At 71.7% G+C, this 16,644-nt stretch carries 13 protein-coding genes and 1 riboswitch; of the genes, 4 read left to right on the top strand and 9 right to left on the bottom strand.

What is annotated here, in order from left to right; genetic code table 11:
* Window positions 1–250: 250 nt before the first annotated feature.
* From ACLIYP_RS09720 to thrC, 5 genes are all read right to left on the bottom strand, one after another.
* Window positions 251–1,744: an alanine/glycine:cation symporter family protein gene (locus tag ACLIYP_RS09720; RefSeq protein WP_412712730.1), complete on the bottom strand. Its 1,494-nt coding sequence runs from the start codon at window positions 1,742–1,744 to the stop codon at window positions 251–253.
* A 251-nt stretch (window positions 1,745–1,995) separates the two neighbouring features.
* Window positions 1,996–3,624, bottom strand: a complete 1,629-nt coding sequence (groL, locus tag ACLIYP_RS09715) for a chaperonin GroEL (RefSeq protein WP_093658907.1) — start codon at window positions 3,622–3,624, stop codon at window positions 1,996–1,998.
* A gap of 398 nt (window positions 3,625–4,022) precedes the next feature.
* Window positions 4,023–4,226, bottom strand: coding sequence for a cold-shock protein (locus ACLIYP_RS09710; RefSeq protein ID WP_004986573.1), 204 nt, complete (start codon window positions 4,224–4,226; stop codon window positions 4,023–4,025).
* 570 nt (window positions 4,227–4,796) lie between these two features.
* On the bottom strand, window positions 4,797–5,075 hold the full coding sequence (locus ACLIYP_RS09705; RefSeq protein WP_093658905.1) for a MoaD/ThiS family protein: 279 nt from the start codon (window positions 5,073–5,075) through the stop codon (window positions 4,797–4,799).
* Window positions 5,072–6,352 (bottom strand): threonine synthase, encoded by a 1,281-nt coding sequence (thrC, locus tag ACLIYP_RS09700; RefSeq protein ID WP_412712729.1) that lies wholly within the window; start codon window positions 6,350–6,352, stop codon window positions 5,072–5,074. Before thrC ends, ACLIYP_RS09705 begins: the two co-directional genes overlap by 4 nt.
* An 18-nt stretch (window positions 6,353–6,370) precedes the next feature.
* Window positions 6,371–6,513, bottom strand: a riboswitch (SAM riboswitch).
* Between the two features lie 462 nt (window positions 6,514–6,975).
* Here thrC and ACLIYP_RS09695 point away from each other — a divergent pair.
* Both ACLIYP_RS09695 and ACLIYP_RS09690 read left to right on the top strand, forming a co-directional pair.
* A complete protein-coding gene (locus tag ACLIYP_RS09695) occupies window positions 6,976–7,935 on the top strand; it encodes a glucosyl-3-phosphoglycerate synthase (RefSeq protein ID WP_412696202.1) in 960 nt (319 codons plus the stop codon).
* A gap of 252 nt (window positions 7,936–8,187) precedes the next feature.
* Window positions 8,188–9,660, top strand: coding sequence for an alpha,alpha-trehalose-phosphate synthase (UDP-forming) (locus tag ACLIYP_RS09690; protein WP_412712728.1), 1,473 nt, complete (start codon window positions 8,188–8,190; stop codon window positions 9,658–9,660).
* 105 nt (window positions 9,661–9,765) lie between these two features.
* Here the strand turns inward: ACLIYP_RS09690 and otsB are convergent, their stop codons facing one another.
* Together otsB and ACLIYP_RS09680 are read right to left on the bottom strand one after the other, a co-directional pair.
* Window positions 9,766–10,629 (bottom strand): trehalose-phosphatase, encoded by an 864-nt coding sequence (otsB, locus tag ACLIYP_RS09685; RefSeq protein WP_412712727.1) that lies wholly within the window; start codon window positions 10,627–10,629, stop codon window positions 9,766–9,768.
* Window positions 10,630–10,752: 123 nt separating this feature from the next.
* Window positions 10,753–11,019 (bottom strand): DUF3263 domain-containing protein, encoded by a 267-nt coding sequence (locus ACLIYP_RS09680; RefSeq protein WP_093658895.1) that lies wholly within the window; start codon window positions 11,017–11,019, stop codon window positions 10,753–10,755.
* Window positions 11,020–11,233: 214 nt separating this feature from the next.
* On the opposite strand from ACLIYP_RS09680, the gene ACLIYP_RS09675 reads away from it, so the two are divergent.
* Window positions 11,234–12,184: an SIS domain-containing protein gene (locus ACLIYP_RS09675; RefSeq protein ID WP_412712726.1), complete on the top strand. Its 951-nt coding sequence runs from the start codon at window positions 11,234–11,236 to the stop codon at window positions 12,182–12,184.
* A gap of 152 nt (window positions 12,185–12,336) precedes the next feature.
* Window positions 12,337–13,356 (top strand): DUF5954 family protein, encoded by a 1,020-nt coding sequence (locus ACLIYP_RS09670; RefSeq protein WP_412712725.1) that lies wholly within the window; start codon window positions 12,337–12,339, stop codon window positions 13,354–13,356.
* 83 nt (window positions 13,357–13,439) lie between these two features.
* Here ACLIYP_RS09670 and ACLIYP_RS09665 read toward each other — a convergent pair whose 3' ends face one another.
* Window positions 13,440–14,024: a hypothetical protein gene (locus ACLIYP_RS09665; protein WP_412712724.1), complete on the bottom strand. Its 585-nt coding sequence runs from the start codon at window positions 14,022–14,024 to the stop codon at window positions 13,440–13,442.
* A 290-nt stretch (window positions 14,025–14,314) separates the two neighbouring features.
* Entirely contained in the window at window positions 14,315–16,633 is a 2,319-nt protein-coding gene (locus ACLIYP_RS09660) for a coiled-coil domain-containing protein (RefSeq protein WP_412712723.1), read from the bottom strand.
* Window positions 16,634–16,644 lie beyond the last annotated feature (11 nt).

Below are 16,644 nucleotides of genomic sequence, written 5' to 3'. Positions count from 1 at the left end.
GCACCGGCCCGGCGTGCCCCACCCCGCCGGAGGCCGGAGGGCGCCGCGCCGGAGGGCCGGGGCCCGGACGCGCCCGGCACGCCGTCCGGCACGCCCTTCCGCGTCCGCACGGCGGGACGCGCACGTGCGCACGCACGCACGGGCACGCAAAGGCCCCCGGCGCGCACCGAAGGGGGCGGTGCGCGCCGGGGGCCGGCGGCGCGGGCGTACGCGTGTCCCGCCGTACGCCCGCGCCGGACGGCGGGCCGGCTCAGCCGTTCCGCGCCCCCGCCCGCACGGGCTCGCTCTCCGCGCCGCGCGCGGCGGGCGCCGGGTCCCAGCACTCCACCCCGGTCAGGTCGGGCAGGCGGTCGCGGGTGAAGACGGGGTCCAGACCCGCGCGGCGCTGGGCGAGGTAGTCCTCCATCAGCCGGAAGGCGATCACCGACAGCGGCAGGATCGCCAGCAGGTTGACCAGGGCCATGGCGCCCATGGTGACGTCGGCGAGGCTCCACACCACGCTCAGCGAGCCCAGCGCGCCCAGGAAGGCGGCGGCCAGGACGAGCCCCCGGTAGCCGAGCATGACCGAGCGGCGGCGGGTGATGAACTCGATGTTGGACTCGCCGTAGTAGTAGTTGCCGATCATCGAGCTGAAGGCGAGCAGGAAGACCACCAGCGTCAGCAGATGGCCGGCCCAGCCGCCCAGGGTCTCCTGCAGCGCGGACTGCGTGAGGTCGGCGCCCTGGCGCCCGGAGAGCTCCGGGTTGGCGGAGAGGATGACGAAGGCGGTCATCGTGCAGACCACCAGGGTGTCGAAGAAGACGCCCAGGGTCTGCACCAGGCCCTGCTTGACCGGGTGGGAGGTCTCGGCCGCGGCGGCGGCGTTCGGGGCGGAGCCCAGACCGGCCTCGTTGGAGAACATGCCGCGGCGCACGCCCTGCTGGATCGCCGCGCCGATGCCGCCTCCGGCGACCTCGCGCAGCCCGAAGGCGCCGCCGACGATGTCGGCGAGGACGCGCGGCACCTCGGAGACGTTGAGCACCACGACGGCCAGTCCCACCAGCAGGTACACCACGGCCATCACGGGGACGAGCACCTTGGTGACCGAGGCGATCCTGCGCACTCCGCCGAAGACGGCCAGGCCGAGCAGCACGGCGAGGGCGGCGCCGACGGCCGGGGCGACCCAGTCGGAGCCGCCGTCACCGCCCGTGCCCAGCGATCCGGCGGTGACCGAGGCGATCGTGTTGGACTGCACGGCCGTGAACACGAGCCCGAAGGTCAGGGTGATGATCACGGCGAACAGCACGCCGAGCCAGCGCCTGCCCAGGCCGCGCTGCATGTAGTACGCGGGACCGCCTCTGTAGGCGCCCTCGCCGCCCCTGCCGCGGTCGCGCACCTTGTAGAGCTGGGCGAGGGTGGACTCCACGAACGCGGAGGCGCCGCCGACCAGCGCCATCACCCACATCCAGAAGACCGCGCCGGGCCCTCCCACGGTGATGGCCGCCGCGACGCCGGCGATGTTGCCGGTGCCGATCCGGGCGGCGGCGGAGATGGTGAAGGCCCCGAACGGGGAGACCGGCTTCCTGCCGTCGGCCCCGGCGCGGGGCTGCTCCCCGACCGTTCTGAGGATCTCCGGCAGGAGCCGGATCTGCAGGGCCCGGGAGCGGATGGTGAAGTACAGACCCGCCACAGCCACCAGGGGGATCAGCAGATAGGTCCAGAAGTGATCGTTGATCTCGACGATCACGGTTTCGAGCGTGCTCATCGCGTCGTTGCCGTCCAGGAGTCGTGTGGGGTGGTTTCGGCTCTGGAAACAGAGTGGAAGCACCGCGGGAGGGGATCGCCCGTACGCGGCCCCCGGGAGGCTATCCGGTGCGCCGCCTGCCGGTCAGGCCGCGACACGGTGCCAAATCTCACATCCTGGACATAGTGAGAGGGCGGCACCCCTCGGGGTGCCGCCCTCGTCACCGTGCGCGCGGTGCGCGCCCGGTGGGAACCGCCGATCCGCCGGGCGGATCAGAAGTCCATGCCACCGCCCATGCCGGCGGCGGCGGCGTCGGCGCCGGCCGCGGCCTTCTCCGGCTTGTCGGCGATGACGGCCTCGGTGGTGAGGAAGAGCGCCGCGATGGAGGCGGCGTTCTGCAGCGCGGAGCGGGTGACCTTGGCCGGGTCGATGATGCCCTCGGCGATCATGTCCACGTACTCACCGGTCGCGGCGTTCAGACCGTGGCCCGGGGTCAGGTTGCGCACCTTCTCCACGATGACGCCGCCCTCGAGGCCGGCGTTGACCGCGATCTGCTTCAGCGGGGCCTCCAGAGCGGCCTTGACCGCGGCGGCGCCGGTGGCCTCGTCGCCGTCGAGCTCCAGCTTCTCGAAGACCGCGGAGGCCTGCAGCAGGGCCACGCCACCGCCGGCGACGATGCCCTCCTCGACGGCCGCCTTGGCGTTGCGCACCGCGTCCTCGATGCGGTGCTTGCGCTCCTTCAGCTCCACCTCGGTGGCGGCGCCGGCCTTGATGACGGCCACGCCGCCGGCCAGCTTCGCCAGACGCTCCTGGAGCTTCTCGCGGTCGTAGTCGGAGTCGGAGTTCTCGATCTCGGCGCGGATCTGGTTCACCCGGCCGTTGACCTGCTCGCTGTCACCGGCACCGTCGACGATGGTGGTCTCGTCCTTGGTGATGACGACCTTGCGGGCGCGGCCCAGCAGCTCCAGACCGGCGTTCTCCAGCTTGAGGCCGACCTCCTCGGAGATGACCTGGCCGCCGGTGAGGATGGCGATGTCGCCGAGCATGGCCTTGCGGCGGTCGCCGAAGCCCGGGGCCTTGACGGCGACGGACTTGAAGGTGCCGCGGATCTTGTTGACGACCAGGGTCGACAGGGCCTCGCCCTCGACGTCCTCGGCGATGATCAGCAGCGGCTTGCCGGCCTGCATGACCTTCTCCAGCAGCGGGAGCAGGTCCTTGACGGCGCTGATCTTGGAGTTGGCGATCAGGATGTAGGGGTCCTCCAGGACCGCCTCCATCCGCTCCATGTCGGTGGCGAAGTAGGCGGAGATGTAGCCCTTGTCGAAGCGCATGCCCTCGGTGAGCTCGAGCTCCAGACCGAAGGTCTGCGACTCCTCGACGGTGATGACGCCTTCCTTGCCGACCTTGTCCATGGCCTCGGCGATCAGCTCGCCGATCTGGGTGTCGGCGGCGGAGATGGAGGCGGTCGAGGCGATCTGCTCCTTGGTCTCCACCTCCTTGGCCTGCTCCAGCAGGGCGGCGGAGACGGCCTCGGTGGCCTTCTCGATGCCGCGCTTGAGGGCCATCGGGTTGGCGCCGGCGGCGACGTTGCGCAGACCCTCGCGGACCAGCGCCTGGGCCAGGACGGTCGCGGTGGTCGTACCGTCACCGGCGACGTCGTCGGTCTTCTTCGCGACCTCCTTGACCAGCTCGGCGCCGATCTTCTCGTACGGGTCCTCGAGCTCGATCTCCTTGGCGATGGAGACACCATCGTTGGTGATCGTGGGGGCGCCCCACTTCTTCTCAAGGACGACGTTGCGGCCCTTGGGGCCGAGCGTGACCTTGACGGCGTCGGCGAGCTGGTTCATCCCGCGCTCGAGGCCGCGCCGCGCCTCCTCGTCGAACGCGATGATCTTGGCCATGTGAAGTGGTCCTCCCTGGGGTTCCCCATGCCGAAGGCCAGGGGCGGGTTGGGATGTCTCCGGACCGCTCTGGCGCCCGCGACGGACGGCCCACCGGCCCGGCGGTTCCTTGCTCCACCGGGCTTGCGGACCTCACCGAACCGGTCCTTGCTTTGTCACTCTCACCTTCAGAGTGCTAACGCCAATGATTAGCACTCGACCCCTCCGAGTGCAAGCGCGTCAGGGGTTCCGCGCGCCCGTACTCCCGGGTACGGGACGGACGCGGGGGGCGCGGGCGGGCCTCGGGCGCGCGCCGGTGCGCGGGCGCACGACGGGAGGGCCCGCGCCCCCCTGCGGGGACGCGGGCCCTCCTGTGCCGTCTACTGCTGATGTGCGTCGTGGTGCGTGTGTCCGGCGCTTCAGGCCGTCACGCGGACCATGTCCGCCTGCGGGCCCTTCTGGCCCTGCGAGATCTCGAACTCGACCCGCTGCCCTTCCTCAAGGGTGCGGTATCCGTCCATCTGGATCGCGCTGTAGTGGACGAACACGTCCGCCCCACCGTCGACCGCGATGAAGCCGTATCCCTTCTCCGCGTTGAACCACTTGACGGTGCCTTGAGCCATTCCTAACTCCCCTATTGCCGGCCCTTGCGCGGGCCCGCGCTCCGCGGACCCGGGTCAGTTGCCACCCCCCGGCGAGAGGGGGAGGCGTGCGCCGGAACGCGTCGACCGCGGCTGAATGTATCTGGGCAGACGCCCTCCGCAACAGGTCTGTCAGACGAGAATTCCGGTCACGCCGGATTGCCGATAAGCACATGAACGGCGGGAAAGTAGGGCAACCTGGGCCGGGCATAGCAGACCAACACGACAATTCACCCGGTAAATCCAGGCGCAAGTTGTCGCGTTCTCATGGGCGCCGAGTGCGCATTCGGGGGGAGGCACGCTCACTCTACCGCTCTCCGAGGGGCGGAATTACCAATTCCGTTCACCGTCGGCGGTATGCGCTCCCTCCCGGGAGCACACGCGCGGGCGGCCCCGCTCCCCCTCGTACGGAGCCGTACGGAGACGTACGGACCGGGGGGCGGGGCCGCCCGCGTTCGGTGCCGGGAGCCGTGGGCCGCTCCCGGCGTCTCAGCAGTTCAGGCCGGGCCCGGCCTGGCCTGGCCTGGCTTGGCCGGGCTTGGCCGGACCGGCTCAGCAGCCGCCCGCGACGGCCGGGATGATGGAGACGCCCGAGCCGTCCGGCGTCGGCGTCTGCAGGCCGTCGGCGAAGCGGACGTCGTCGTCGTCGACGTAGACGTTCACGAAGCGGCGCAGCTTGCCCGAGTCGTCCAGCACCCTGGCGGAGATGCCCTGGTGGTTCTTCTCCAGGTCGGCGATGACCTCGGCGAGCGTGGCGCCCTCGGCGGGCACCTCGGCCCGGCCGCCGGTGTAGGTGCGCAGGATGGTCGGGATTCGGACGGTGACGCTCATGCCAGGCCAGCCTCTCGGAAGGAGTCCAGGTTGGGACGGATGATCGCGGACGGTCCGGTGGTCGGGGCCACCGCGTCCAGGGTCTTGAGGCCGTCGCCGGTGTTGAGGACGACGGTGGTCAGGGTCGGGTCGAGCACGCCGGCCTCGATCAGCTTCCTCGTCACGCCGACGGTCACGCCGCCCGCGGTCTCGGCGAAGACGCCCTCGGTCCGGGCCAGCAGCTTGATCGCGTCGACGATCTGCCCGTCGTTCACGTCCTCCACCGCGCCGCCGGTGCGGCGGGCGATGTCCAGCACGTACGGGCCGTCGGCCGGGTTGCCGATGGCCAGCGACTTGGCGATGGTGTCCGGCTTCACCGGCCGCACCACGTCGTGGCCGTCCTTGAAGGCACGCGCCACCGGCGAGCAGCCCTCGGCCTGGGCGCCGAAGATCTTGTAGGGCCTGTCCTCGACCAGCCCCAGGGCGATCAGCTCGCGCAGCCCCTTGTCGATCTTGGTGAGCTGGGAGCCGGAGGCGATCGGGACGACGAGCTGGTCCGGCAGCCGCCACCCGAGCTGCTCGCAGATCTCGTACGCCAGGGTCTTGGAGCCCTCCGCGTAGTACGGGCGGAGGTTGACGTTGACGAAGCCCCAGCCCTCGCCGATCGGGTCCCCGATCAGCTCCGAGCAGAAGCGGTTCACATCGTCGTAGGTGCCCTCGATGCCCACCAGGTCGCCGCCGTAGACCGCGGCCATGACGACCTTGCCCTGCTCCAGGTCGTGCGGGATGAACACGCACGAGCGCAGGCCCGCGCGGGCCGCCGCGGCGCCGACGGCGCCGGCGAGGTTGCCGGTGGAGGAGCACGACAGGGTGGTGAAGCCGAAGGCGCGGGCGGCCTCGACGGCGATGGCCACCACCCGGTCCTTGAAGGAGTGCGTGGGGTTGCCGGAGTCGTCCTTGACGTACAGGCCGCCGGTGACGCCCAGCTCGCGGGCGAGGTTGTCGGCCTTGACCAGCCTGGTGAAGCCCGGGTTCAGATTGGGCTTCTCCGCCACGTCGGCCGGGACCGGCAGCAGCGGGGCGTAGCGCCAGATGCTGTCCGGGCCGGCCTCGATCCGCTTCCGCAGCTCCTCCGGGTCGCCCTCGGGCAGGTCGTACGCGATCTCCAGGGGACCGAAACACGCCTCGCAGGCGAAGACCGGCCCGAGCGGGAAACGCTCACCGCATTCGCGGCAGGAGAGCGCCGCGGCGGGGCCGAGCGAAAGGTCGGTGTGGGTTGCAACAGTCTGCACAGCCATGGTCGGCGAGGCCCTTTCTCCTCATCTTCCCCGCGACGCCTTTCGCCGCAGGCCGGAATTGGCACCTTCCCCACCGTGGCCTCGGACTGTTGTGAACGAGTGCCGGCGGGAGGGTTGCCGGGGCTTCAACGGGCCGTTCCCTCTGCCCCTCTGGATGAGCTCTATGGCGCCGGCCAGCAGCCTGACCGGTGCGTTTGTGCACGCCGGAGGCCCCGAGATGCGGAACTCCCGTGTGTCGTCCAAGACTGTAACCGAAGCCCTCGGCCACAAGTCCGGCCGTCCGAACCGCGAGACGAGAGGCACACGGGGCGGCGCGGACCGCCCCGGGAACGCGAGGCCCCGGCGAATGCCCCGGAAACATGCCCGCCACCGGGCATGGACGGCCGGTGGCGGGCAACCACGGTCCGACCGCGACCGACGGACTCCGGCCGACCTGTCGGCCGCCGCGGCGGCCGGCACCGCGCACGGACCCCGGACCGGCGCCCCGCACCGGCGCGGAGACCGACAGCAGGAGACACACCGGGAACACCCGGGCGATCCCGGTCCCGCAGAATGCCTGGGGCCGCAGGGGGCGCCCGGACCGCCGAAGACCGCCGAAGACCGCCGAGGACAGGGAGGCACACGTGCTGAATGAGGTCGACCACTGGCTGGAGCGACGCTCATGGAGCGCTGCCGAACGCCCGCTGCCCCGGCTGCTGGCCGCCAAGCGGGCGGCCGGACCGGCGGGCAGCGTGAGCGTGGTGCTTCCGGCGCTGAACGAGGAGGCGACGGTCGGCGACATAGTCGCCGCGATCCGCCGCGGGCTGATGACCGAGGAGGTACCGCTGGTCGACGAACTGGTGGTGGTGGACTCCGGCTCCACCGACCGCACCTCCGAGGTGGCGGCCGCCGCGGGCGCGAAGGTGGTGCACCGTGACGAGGTGCTGCCCCGGCTGCCCACGGTGCCGGGCAAGGGCGAGGTGCTGTGGCGGTCGCTGCTGGCCACCAGCGGCGAGATCGTCTGCTTCGTCGACGCGGACCTGCGGGACTTCGACACCACGTTCGTGTCGGGCATCGTCGGGCCGCTGCTGACCGACCCGGACCTGGCGATGGTCAAGGCGATGTACGACCGAGCCATCGGCGACAGCCCGGCCGGCGGCGGCCGGGTCACCGAGCTGGTCGCCCGCCCCCTGCTCAACCTGTACTGGCCGCAGCTCGCGGGCTTCGTCCAGCCGCTGGGCGGCGAGTACGCGGCACGCCGCTCCCTGCTGGAGCGGCTCAGCTTCCCCGTCGGCTACGGCGTCGAGCTGGGCCTGCTGGTGGACGCGCTGCACACCGTCGGGCTCGACGCGCTCGCCCAGGTCGACGTCGGCGTGCGCAGGCACCGCAACCAGGACGGGCTGGCGCTGGGGCGGATGGCCGCGGCGATACACCGCACCGCCCACGTACGGCAGGCGCGCGGCCCGCTGATACGCCCGGTGCTCACGCAGTTCGAGCGGGTGCCCGGGGGCGGGTTCGTCCCGCACACCCACCCGGTGGACACCGAGGAGCGCCCGCCGATGTGCACCGTTCCCGAGTACACCGCCCGCCGCACCGCGGCCTGAGAGGGGGAACCCCGGCCCGGCGCGCGCCGGTGAAGTGCGTACCCGGCCCGGCGCGCGCCGTTCCAACCGCTCCCGCACCGGCCGGTGCGGGAGCTCCGCCGCGTGCGCCGCCGCCCCTGCCCGCCTCTCGCCGGACCACCCCTGCCCGCACCGCCCACGCGCACCCCGGCCGGCCCGTCCCTGCCCGTCCGGCCCCCCCGTGTGACGAGAACCGTACGTTTGAGCGGTACGGACAGCGGCTAGGTTCCGCTCATGGTCACTCGGCACCAGGTACTCGTCGCCTCCAATCGCGGCCCCGTCTCCCACACGCTCGGCGAGGGGGGCGAGCTGACCGTCAAACGCGGCGGCGGCGGGCTGGTCTCCGGCCTGTCGGCCGTCAAGGGCGACGCGGTGTGGGTCTGCGCGGCGCTGGGCGAGGGCGACCGCGAGGCGGTGCGCCGCACCGGCGGCGAGCTGGACCCGGCGGACACCGGCGGCCAGCAGGTGCGGATGCTCGACATCGCGCCCGACGTCTTCGCGGACGCCTACAACGGCATCGCCAACTCCGTGCTGTGGTTCGTCCACCACATGCTCTACCAGACCCCGACGGAGCCCGTCTTCGACGCGGACTTCGAACGGCAGTGGCGCTCCTACGAGGCGTACAACGCGGCGTTCGCCGACGCGCTGGCCCAGGAGGCCGCCGAGGGCGCGGCCGTCCTCGTGCAGGACTACCACCTCACCCTCGTCCCGGCCATGCTGCGCGAGCGGCGGCCCGACCTGCGCATCGGCCACTTCTCGCACACCCCCTGGGCGCCGCCGGACTACTTCCGGATGCTGCCGGACGACCCCGACGGCGGCGTGGCCGCCGAGGTGCTGCGCGGCATCCTGGGCGCCGACCGGGCCGCCTTCCTCACCCAGCGCTGGGCCAACGCCTTCACCGACTGCTGCGTGAAGCTGCTGGGCGCGGAGGTCGCCGTGGCCGACGGCGGCGACGAGATGATCGTCACCCACGAGGGCCGCCGGACGCGCATAGGCGTCCACGGGCTGGGCGCCGACGCCGACTTCCTGCGCGAACGCTCCCGGCGTCCGGACGTGGAGGACCGCATCGCGCTGCTGCGCGAGCAGATCGGCCGCGGGCCCGACGGCGAGCCGCGCAGGGCGATCGTGCGCGTGGACCGCACCGAGCTGTCCAAGAACATCGTCCGCGGGCTGCTCGCCTACCGGCGGCTGCTGGCGGACCGCCCCGAGTGGCGCGGCCGGGTCGTGCACGTCGCCTTCGCCTACCCCTCCCGGCAGGACCTGGCGGTCTACCGCGAGTACACCGACGAGGTCGCCCGTGTCGCCGACGGGATCAACGCGGAGTACGGCGAGGGCGACTGGACGCCGGTCGAGCTGCACCTCAAGGACGACTTCGCGCGCTCCCTGGCGGCCTACCGGCTGGCCGACGTCGCCCTGATCAACCCGATCCGGGACGGCATGAACCTGGTGGCCAAGGAGATCCCGGTGCTCTCCGACGGCGGCTGCGCGCTGGTCCTCTCCCGCGAGGCGGGCGCCTTCGCCGAACTGGCCGAGGACGCCATCACCGTCAACCCCTACGACATCGGCGCGACGGCGGACGCCCTGCACCGCGCGCTGACGATGGACGCGGGCGAGCGCGCCGAGCGCACCAAGCGCCTGGCCGCGGCGGCCACGGCCCTGCCGCCCACGAAGTGGTTCCTGGACCAGCTGAACGCGCTGCGCGACTGACCGCCGGCCGCCTGCCGGACCCTCGTACGCGTGGGGTGGGTGCGGGCCCGCGCCCGCACCCACCCCGCGCCGCATCCCGCGCGGCGGCCGCCGGCCACCGGGCCGTCAGGCCCCCAGCGCGTCCGCCAGCGCGCCCAGCAGACCCACCACCCCGGCGGGACCGTCCACGACCAGATCCGCCCGTTCGGCCAGTGCGGTGACCTCGTCGCTGCCGCTGCACAGCAGCACCCCGGGCACGCCCTCGCCGCGCAGCCGGTCCACCGCGTCGTAGGCGGCCAGGTCGCCCAGGTCGTCGCCGCCGTAGAGGACCGAGGCGGCACCCGTCTCGCGGAGGAACTCCGACAGGGCCATGCCCTTGTCCATGCCCGGTGGCCGCAGTTCCAGCACCAGGCGGCCGGGCTCCACGGCCAGCCCGTGCCGTCCGGCCAGCTCCGCCAGGGGTTCGCGCAGCAGCTCGAAGGCGCCCTGCGGATCGGCGGCCCGGCGGGTGTGGACGGCCAGCGCGCGGCCCTTGTCCTCGGTCCGGACGCCCTGCGGCGCCCCGGCCTTCTCCAGCAGACCGGGCAGTTCGGCGCGTACGGCCTCCACACCGGGGTGGGGCGGCGGGGTGCGGGTCTCGTCCGTGGCCGCGTCCCAGCGCTCCGCGCCGTACGCGCCGAGCACCACCAGACGCTGCAGGCCCGGTGCCCCGGCGAAGCCGCCGTAGCGCGCGGCCGTCCCGGCCGGGCGCCCGGTGACGATGACGACGGCCCGCAGCAGCGGCGCCAGCCGGCCGAGGACGGGCACCGCCTCCGGGTGGGCGCGGGCGCTGTCGGGGTCGGGGACGATCGGGGCGATCGTCCCGTCGAAGTCGAGGGCGACCACGGCCCGCCCGGGGTCGGCCAGCAGCGCGGCCAGCCCGTCGCGTCCGGCGGGGGTGGTCGGTACGGGGAGTTGCTCCGGGAAGGTGTGTGAGGAGTGGCTGCCCATGCCTGGGACCATACCCACCGGCCGTCTCCTCACCGCTCCCGGCGACGGCCCGCCACGGGCCGTATCACCCGTCACGGACCGCACCACCCGCCACGGGCCGTACCGCCGCCGCGGGCCGCGCTCCTACCGCAGCCCGCGCCGCTCGTCGCGCCGGCGGCGGAGCCGGTTGACCGTGACCGGATCGCGGGCCAGGGCGCGCGGGTCGTCGAGCAGGGCGTTGAGCACCTGGTAGTAGCGCGTGGGGGACATGCCCAGGCGCTCGCGTATCGCACGCTCCTTGGCGCCGGGGTTCGGCCAGCCGCGGCGCTCGACGGCGAGCACGGCCTCGTCCTCCTCGGACAGGCCGCCGGTGCCGTTGCCGCCGCTCGGCTGCTCGCTGCCGGTGCTCACGCCTCCAACCTACTGCCGCGCTCGGACACCGCATCCCGGCGGCCGGACGGCCCGCGCCCCATCGCGTATCGCTTCGACAACGGTGCTTCACTCTCCCAGGTCGGGGCTGCTATCCACGTGCGTGTACCCGCCCACCGGATTCCACCGCCGACCGCGCCACGCCCCCGCCCGCACCCACGCACACGCACACGCCCCCGTCGCGAGGAGCCCCCGCATGTCCGCCGCAGAGCAGTCCCGCACCGCCGCCGAGATCGCCACCCAGCCCGGCTGCTGGCGGCGGGCGGCGAAGGCGGTGGAGTCCGGGTCGGCCGGGGCGCTGCCGCGCCCGGGCGAGCGGGTGGCGGTGACCGGCTGCGGCACCTCGTGGTTCATGGCCCAGTCCTACGCGGCGCTGCGCGAGGCCGCCGGGCAGGGCGAGACGGACGCCTTCGCGGCCTCGGAGTTCCCGGCCGGGCGCGCGTACGACCGCGTGGTGGCGATCACCCGCTCCGGCACCACCTCCGAGGTGCTCGGCCTCCTGACCGACCTGCGGGGCGGCGTGCCGACCACCGCCCTGACCGCCGACCCCGCCACACCCGTGACACAGGCCGCCGACCACACCGCCGTCCTGGACTGGGCCGACGAGGAGTCGGTCGTCCAGACCCGCTTCGCCACGACGGCGCTGGCCCTGCTGCGCGCGGGCCTGGAGCGGCACGGCCCGCTGCCGTCCGGGGTGAAGCCGGTGGAGCAGGCGGCGGTCGACGCGGAGCTGGCCGTCGTACAGCCGCTGCCCCCGGCCGCGCTGGACGCCGAGCAGTGGACGTTCCTGGGGCGCGGCTGGACGTACGGCCTGGCGCTGGAGGCGGCGCTGAAGATGCGCGAGGCGGTGGGCGCGTGGACGGAGGCGTACCCGGCGATGGAGTACCGCCACGGCCCCATCGCGATCGCACGCCCGGGCCGTGCCGTCTGGCTGCTGGGCTCCCTGCCGGAGGGGCTGTCCGGCGACATCGCGCGGGCGGGCGGGGCGCTGCTCGCGGACTCGGACTGCCCGGGGACGGGCGAGCGGGCGCTGGACCCGATGGCCGACCTGATCCGGGCCCAGCGCCTGGCGGTCGCCCTGGCGGAGGCCTCCGGCGCGGACCCGGACCGGCCGCGCAACCTCACGCGCAGCGTGGTCCTGGGCTGACGCGCCCGCCGGCGCCCCCGCGCCGGGCCGTACCGCTCATACGGCCCGTACAACCCGCACAACCCGTACAGCCCTCGTACAACCGGGAACTGTACGTGCGGAAACCCCCGGAACCGGCTGACGCGGCGGGGCGCCGCGAACACATTGGGTACATGGAGGAACACCGTGAGAATTCACCCGACCACCTGACCATCCGCGTACAGGCACAGGACGACCCCGTCCCCCGGGTCACCGAGCAGGACACCGCCGAGGCGTCCGTGCGCTACCCGCACGTCGTGGTCCGGGGGCCCGTCTTCGGCTTCGCCGAGCAGCGGCCCGAGGACGGGACCCGCTGGCGGCTGCTGAGCGACATGGACAGCGGCTTCCCGCAGCACGCCCGGGACGGCCTCAACTCGTACCTGTGGTTCACGGCCCGGGACGACACCGAGGACCGGGCGCTGCGCCGCCGGCTGCTGGCCGCCGTCACCCGGCTGGAGAACGAGCCGGTGGACGAGGTCTCGGTGGGCGACACCCGCTACCGCGTCGTGCGCGGCGACGAGTTCGCCCGTATCGGCCCCGGCGGGCTGGAGCCGCCCCGCCCCACCGATCCCGAGCCCCCCGGGCCGCTCTCGTGGGGCCTGGGCGACCGGTCGGTCTCGCGCACGAAGGGCTTCGTCATCGACCACTCCGCCGCCGTCGGCCTCATGACGGGCATCCAGCGGGTCGAGCTGCTGTCACTGGCCTACCGGGCCGTGCGCTACCCGGAGGAGGTTCGGGCGGACTCCCTGCGCGCCCTCCAGACCCACCCCGGCGTGGTGCTCCTGCCCGCCGCCTTCGCCTTCGCCGAGGAGAAGGAGGACTCCTGGGAGCCGGTCTGCGTCTCCCTGCCCACCCCGCACGACGCCCGGCGGTCGATGGTGAACCACCTGAAGGAGATCCGGCCCATGCTCCACGACGTCCCCCCGGACGAGGCCGAGGAGGACGCGCGGGCGGCCGACGAGTACGTGACCAGCACCCCGCGCGGCAACGAGCTGCGGGTGCGCGGCCGTTGCTTCCGGATCGTCCGCGTCGAGCGGCTGATCCGCGTCGGCCCCGACGGGCCGGAGACGTCCCGCCCCTCGGACTGGGACCCGGAGCCGCCGATGCGGCTCCACCCGGTGATGGACGAGTTCGGGAACATCATCCGCGACTGACCCGCCCCGCCCGCCCCGCCCGCCCCGCCCGGCCGGGCGGGCGGGCGGGGCGGGGCGGGGCGGGGCGGCGCCCGGCACACGACCTATCGAAGAAGTACGCCCTCCGTCGTCTTGGCCGCGACCGTATACGACTGTCCGACCTCGTTGAGGAGAAGAGAAGCACGGCTCCCGGTCTCGGCGATCTCCTCGCCCGGCACACCGGCTTCCAAGGCGCGGTCCTGCACCATCCGCTCGAGCCGCGGCCTGCCGTACCCGGTGTAGAGGTCGATCCGCGCCTTGGTGGCAACCGCGTCGTCCTCGCCTTCGGGGCCGGACAGGATCACCATTCGGATCTGCGTCAGCGTCCCCAGCACGGCCGCACTGTCCATCACCGTCCCCGCCGCCCGGTCCGTCGCACCACGGGGGAAACGCGTGAAGTCATCACGGTCGAGTTCCCGCAGCTTCTCGTCGATCCGGGTGGCCTGCCCCTCGTAGACGGCGTGGAAGGAATTCTCGTCGCCGAACACCTCGCGGAGAAAGAGAATCAGGTCTCTCCTGCCCACACCGACATCGGTCTCGTCCTTCCGCCCGGCGAGAATTCCGTGAACGTCCGCTGCGTAGTGGGTGAGGGCGTTCGCCATGTTCCGGCGGATCTCGGACGGCATCGTATGGTCGGCATAACCTCCCACGGTCTCCTGGAGAACCCGGACCCGCTCGCCACCGTGTTCGGGGTCCCCCTCCGGTGCGGGGGCGCCGGGCGGCCGACCGGTCATGGCGCTCTCCAATGCGTCTCCGCACTCGGTCGTCGATCCGCCCTCCTCCGGCTTGCCTCCAGGCACAAGACTCCAGCAGAAAGTACTCCGCTCCTCTCCGCTCACATCCCGCAACCAGAGCCATGAGCCGACAACCGCGATCACAAGTAGGACAACCGCGCCGAGAGCGACCAGAGCTGGCCCGCCGGACGTCCCGCGCCTCCGGGTCATGAGCCTGTCCCAGTGGATCCCTGAGCATCGTGAATGGCCGCGCTGTACTCCTGCCTGGCATCCGCCGTGATCACGCGCTGAAAGGCCGAGTCGGCGGGCCCCAACTCACTCCTGGGTATACCGGTCTGCACCGCTCGCTCCACCATCATTTCCTCCAGCCGGGGGTAGCCCTTTGTCGAATAATGCTTAATCAGGTCCTCTGTAGTTTTGTCGCTGATCTCGTTGTTGAGATCCTCCGCCACGTGACCGGTTCCGATGTCGACGAGACGCTGAAGGGTGTCGCCGAAAACTGGTATGGCGGTAACCGGGGCACCTATCGTGTGATATGCGTAAACTTTGCTCCAGTTATTCTGGGAGATAGCATCATCCCGATGAGATCCGAGCACGTCAGCACGTATGTGGTCCAACGCTCCCATGGTCTGCCCGCTCACCTGAGCCACGCCCTGCGCCTTGGGGGAGCCTTTCTCGAAATCCTCTCTCCCAAGACCGTGGATTTCGTTTGCGACAATCTGCATCTGTGAGTCGTGAATTGTCCGGTAGGCCCCGCCGTCCTCGGAAACTCCACGGATGAACTGCAGCATGGCTGCCCGATCGACACCAACGCCGTTCGGTTCCGTGGACAGCCCTCCCGAGAAGTACCCATCCTTCCCAATGATGTCGTGGACATCGTTCGGGTAGCAGGCGACGGCATTCGCCATGTTATGGCGAATGTTTTCCGGGATCGCCGACTTGTCCACTGCAGATATTTTGGCGTATGAATCCACCACCTCCTCGAAAACCCGGATTCGCTTCCTGAGGTCGCGTTCGGTCTTTTCCTTTTCCTCATCGGTCTGCGCTCCGGCAGTACCTGCCGCAGGGTCCTTGGGTCCCTCACCGGGGACCTGGCCGGTCATGGCGGCCTCCAGGGCCGCGCCGAAGCCGACGTGGCTGTCGGCGTCGGCCTTGTCCGGGCCGGACACCTCGACCTTGCGGTACTCGGAGGTGTTGACCAGATCCCAGTCGCGTTCCTTCTGGAGGTATTCCAGACGGTCCTTTCCGGCGGCGGTGTCAGGGTCGAAGTAGGCGGTGGCAACGTCGGGGGTCTTGCTCATGATGCCGAGGACACCGTCGTAGGGATCGTTGGCGAACCAACTGTCCCTGTCCCGTGCGAAGGTGCCGTCCTCGCCCTTCGTCCCTGCGAACCCCCGGTCGAGATCCCAGATGTCGGGGTCGCCGCCCTGCTTCGGATCCTCGGCGGCGCGGACGTCGTCGGCGATGTCGTGCAGGAACTGCTCGCTGTAGCCGCTGCCGTTCTGCATCAGGGTGACGATCGACTGGTAGCCCCGCATCCTCTGGTCACTGCCGACCTGGTCGACGATCTCGGCGTCGTACTCCTTGAGGCCGGCTTCCCTGAGGTCCTTCATCCACTTGTCGTAGAACCTCTGGTCCTCTTCCCTCTCCCTGCCCTTGCCCTCGACCCTGGTGGCGGTGGCGATGACGTCGGCCAGGTGCCGGTCCATGTTCAGGTAGTGCTTCTTCCGGCCGGTCTCCTCGAAGTACGCGCGGTCGGTCAGCTCGTTGTGCGTCCGGATGACGCCGTCGGGACCGCCCAGGGAGGTGATGAGGGTGCGGCTGAACTCCTGGTCGGACTTGTTCTCCCGCATCAGGAGGTCCAGTTCTTCGCGCTCGGCACCGGAGAGCTTCTCGCCCCGCCTGATCTTGTCGTACAACTCCTCGGCGCGTGCGGCGTTGGCCTCGCCCGCATCACTCTTGAGCGCCCCGTTGAAGCCGTCCAGCAGGCCCTTGTCGCCGTCGGACGGGTCCGACATGAGCGCCATGCGGAAGTTCTCGTCGGCGTCCTGGACGTCCTTGACCGCGTCGGCGATCTTCTTCGTCCAGGATTCCTCCAGCTCCTGGCGGGCGAGCTGGTTTCTGCGGTAGACCTCCGCCTTGTCCTCGTCCATCCTGGCGAGGTCCGCGGTACAGCGGCCGGAGTACGGGTTGACGGTCATGCCCGCCTCGACGGCCTGGTCGCGCGCTTCGATGACCTTGTCGCGCCGGGAGTTGAGTGTTCCGTACGCCTCCTTGAGCAGCGCGCCGACGGCCTTGGCCTCGTCGCGTGCGCCCGCGTACTCCTCCAGCGTGACCTGTGCCTGGCTCTTGAACGTCGTGGCCGACTCGCCGCGCCAGCCGTCGGCCTCGACCGCGGCCTTGACGTGGTCGCGGTAGTCGTCGTGCAGGTTTCCGAAGCGCTTGCCCATGTCCTCCCAGGCGGTCGCCGCCCGGGAGAGGCTCGACAGGCCTGTGCTGATGATCGTCTCGTAGTCGACTGCCATGTCGCTTCCCC

It is taken from the genome of Streptomyces nanhaiensis, from assembly GCF_046614825.1.
In the GTDB taxonomy this organism is placed as follows: domain Bacteria; phylum Actinomycetota; class Actinomycetes; order Streptomycetales; family Streptomycetaceae; genus Streptomyces; species Streptomyces radiopugnans.
This window is presented reverse-complemented; position numbering and strand designations above follow the sequence as displayed.

Excerpts from the sequence above, each read along its gene's own strand:
- ACLIYP_RS09720 (WP_412712730.1), bottom strand. The coding sequence starts at position 1,744 with ATGAGCACGCTCGAAACCGTGATCGTCGAGATCAACGATCACTTCTGG.
- groL (WP_093658907.1), bottom strand. The coding sequence starts at position 3,624 with ATGGCCAAGATCATCGCGTTCGACGAGGAGGCGCGGCGCGGCCTCGAG.
- ACLIYP_RS09710 (WP_004986573.1), bottom strand. The coding sequence starts at position 4,226 with ATGGCTCAAGGCACCGTCAAGTGGTTCAACGCGGAGAAGGGATACGGC.
- ACLIYP_RS09705 (WP_093658905.1), bottom strand. The coding sequence starts at position 5,075 with ATGAGCGTCACCGTCCGAATCCCGACCATCCTGCGCACCTACACCGGC.
- thrC (WP_412712729.1), bottom strand. The coding sequence starts at position 6,352 with ATGGCTGTGCAGACTGTTGCAACCCACACCGACCTTTCGCTCGGCCCC.
- ACLIYP_RS09690 (WP_412712728.1), top strand. The coding sequence starts at position 8,188 with ATGGTCACTCGGCACCAGGTACTCGTCGCCTCCAATCGCGGCCCCGTC.
- otsB (WP_412712727.1), bottom strand. The coding sequence starts at position 10,629 with ATGGGCAGCCACTCCTCACACACCTTCCCGGAGCAACTCCCCGTACCG.
- ACLIYP_RS09675 (WP_412712726.1), top strand. The coding sequence starts at position 11,234 with ATGTCCGCCGCAGAGCAGTCCCGCACCGCCGCCGAGATCGCCACCCAG.
- ACLIYP_RS09670 (WP_412712725.1), top strand. The coding sequence starts at position 12,337 with ATGGAGGAACACCGTGAGAATTCACCCGACCACCTGACCATCCGCGTA.
- ACLIYP_RS09660 (WP_412712723.1), bottom strand. The coding sequence starts at position 16,633 with ATGGCAGTCGACTACGAGACGATCATCAGCACAGGCCTGTCGAGCCTC.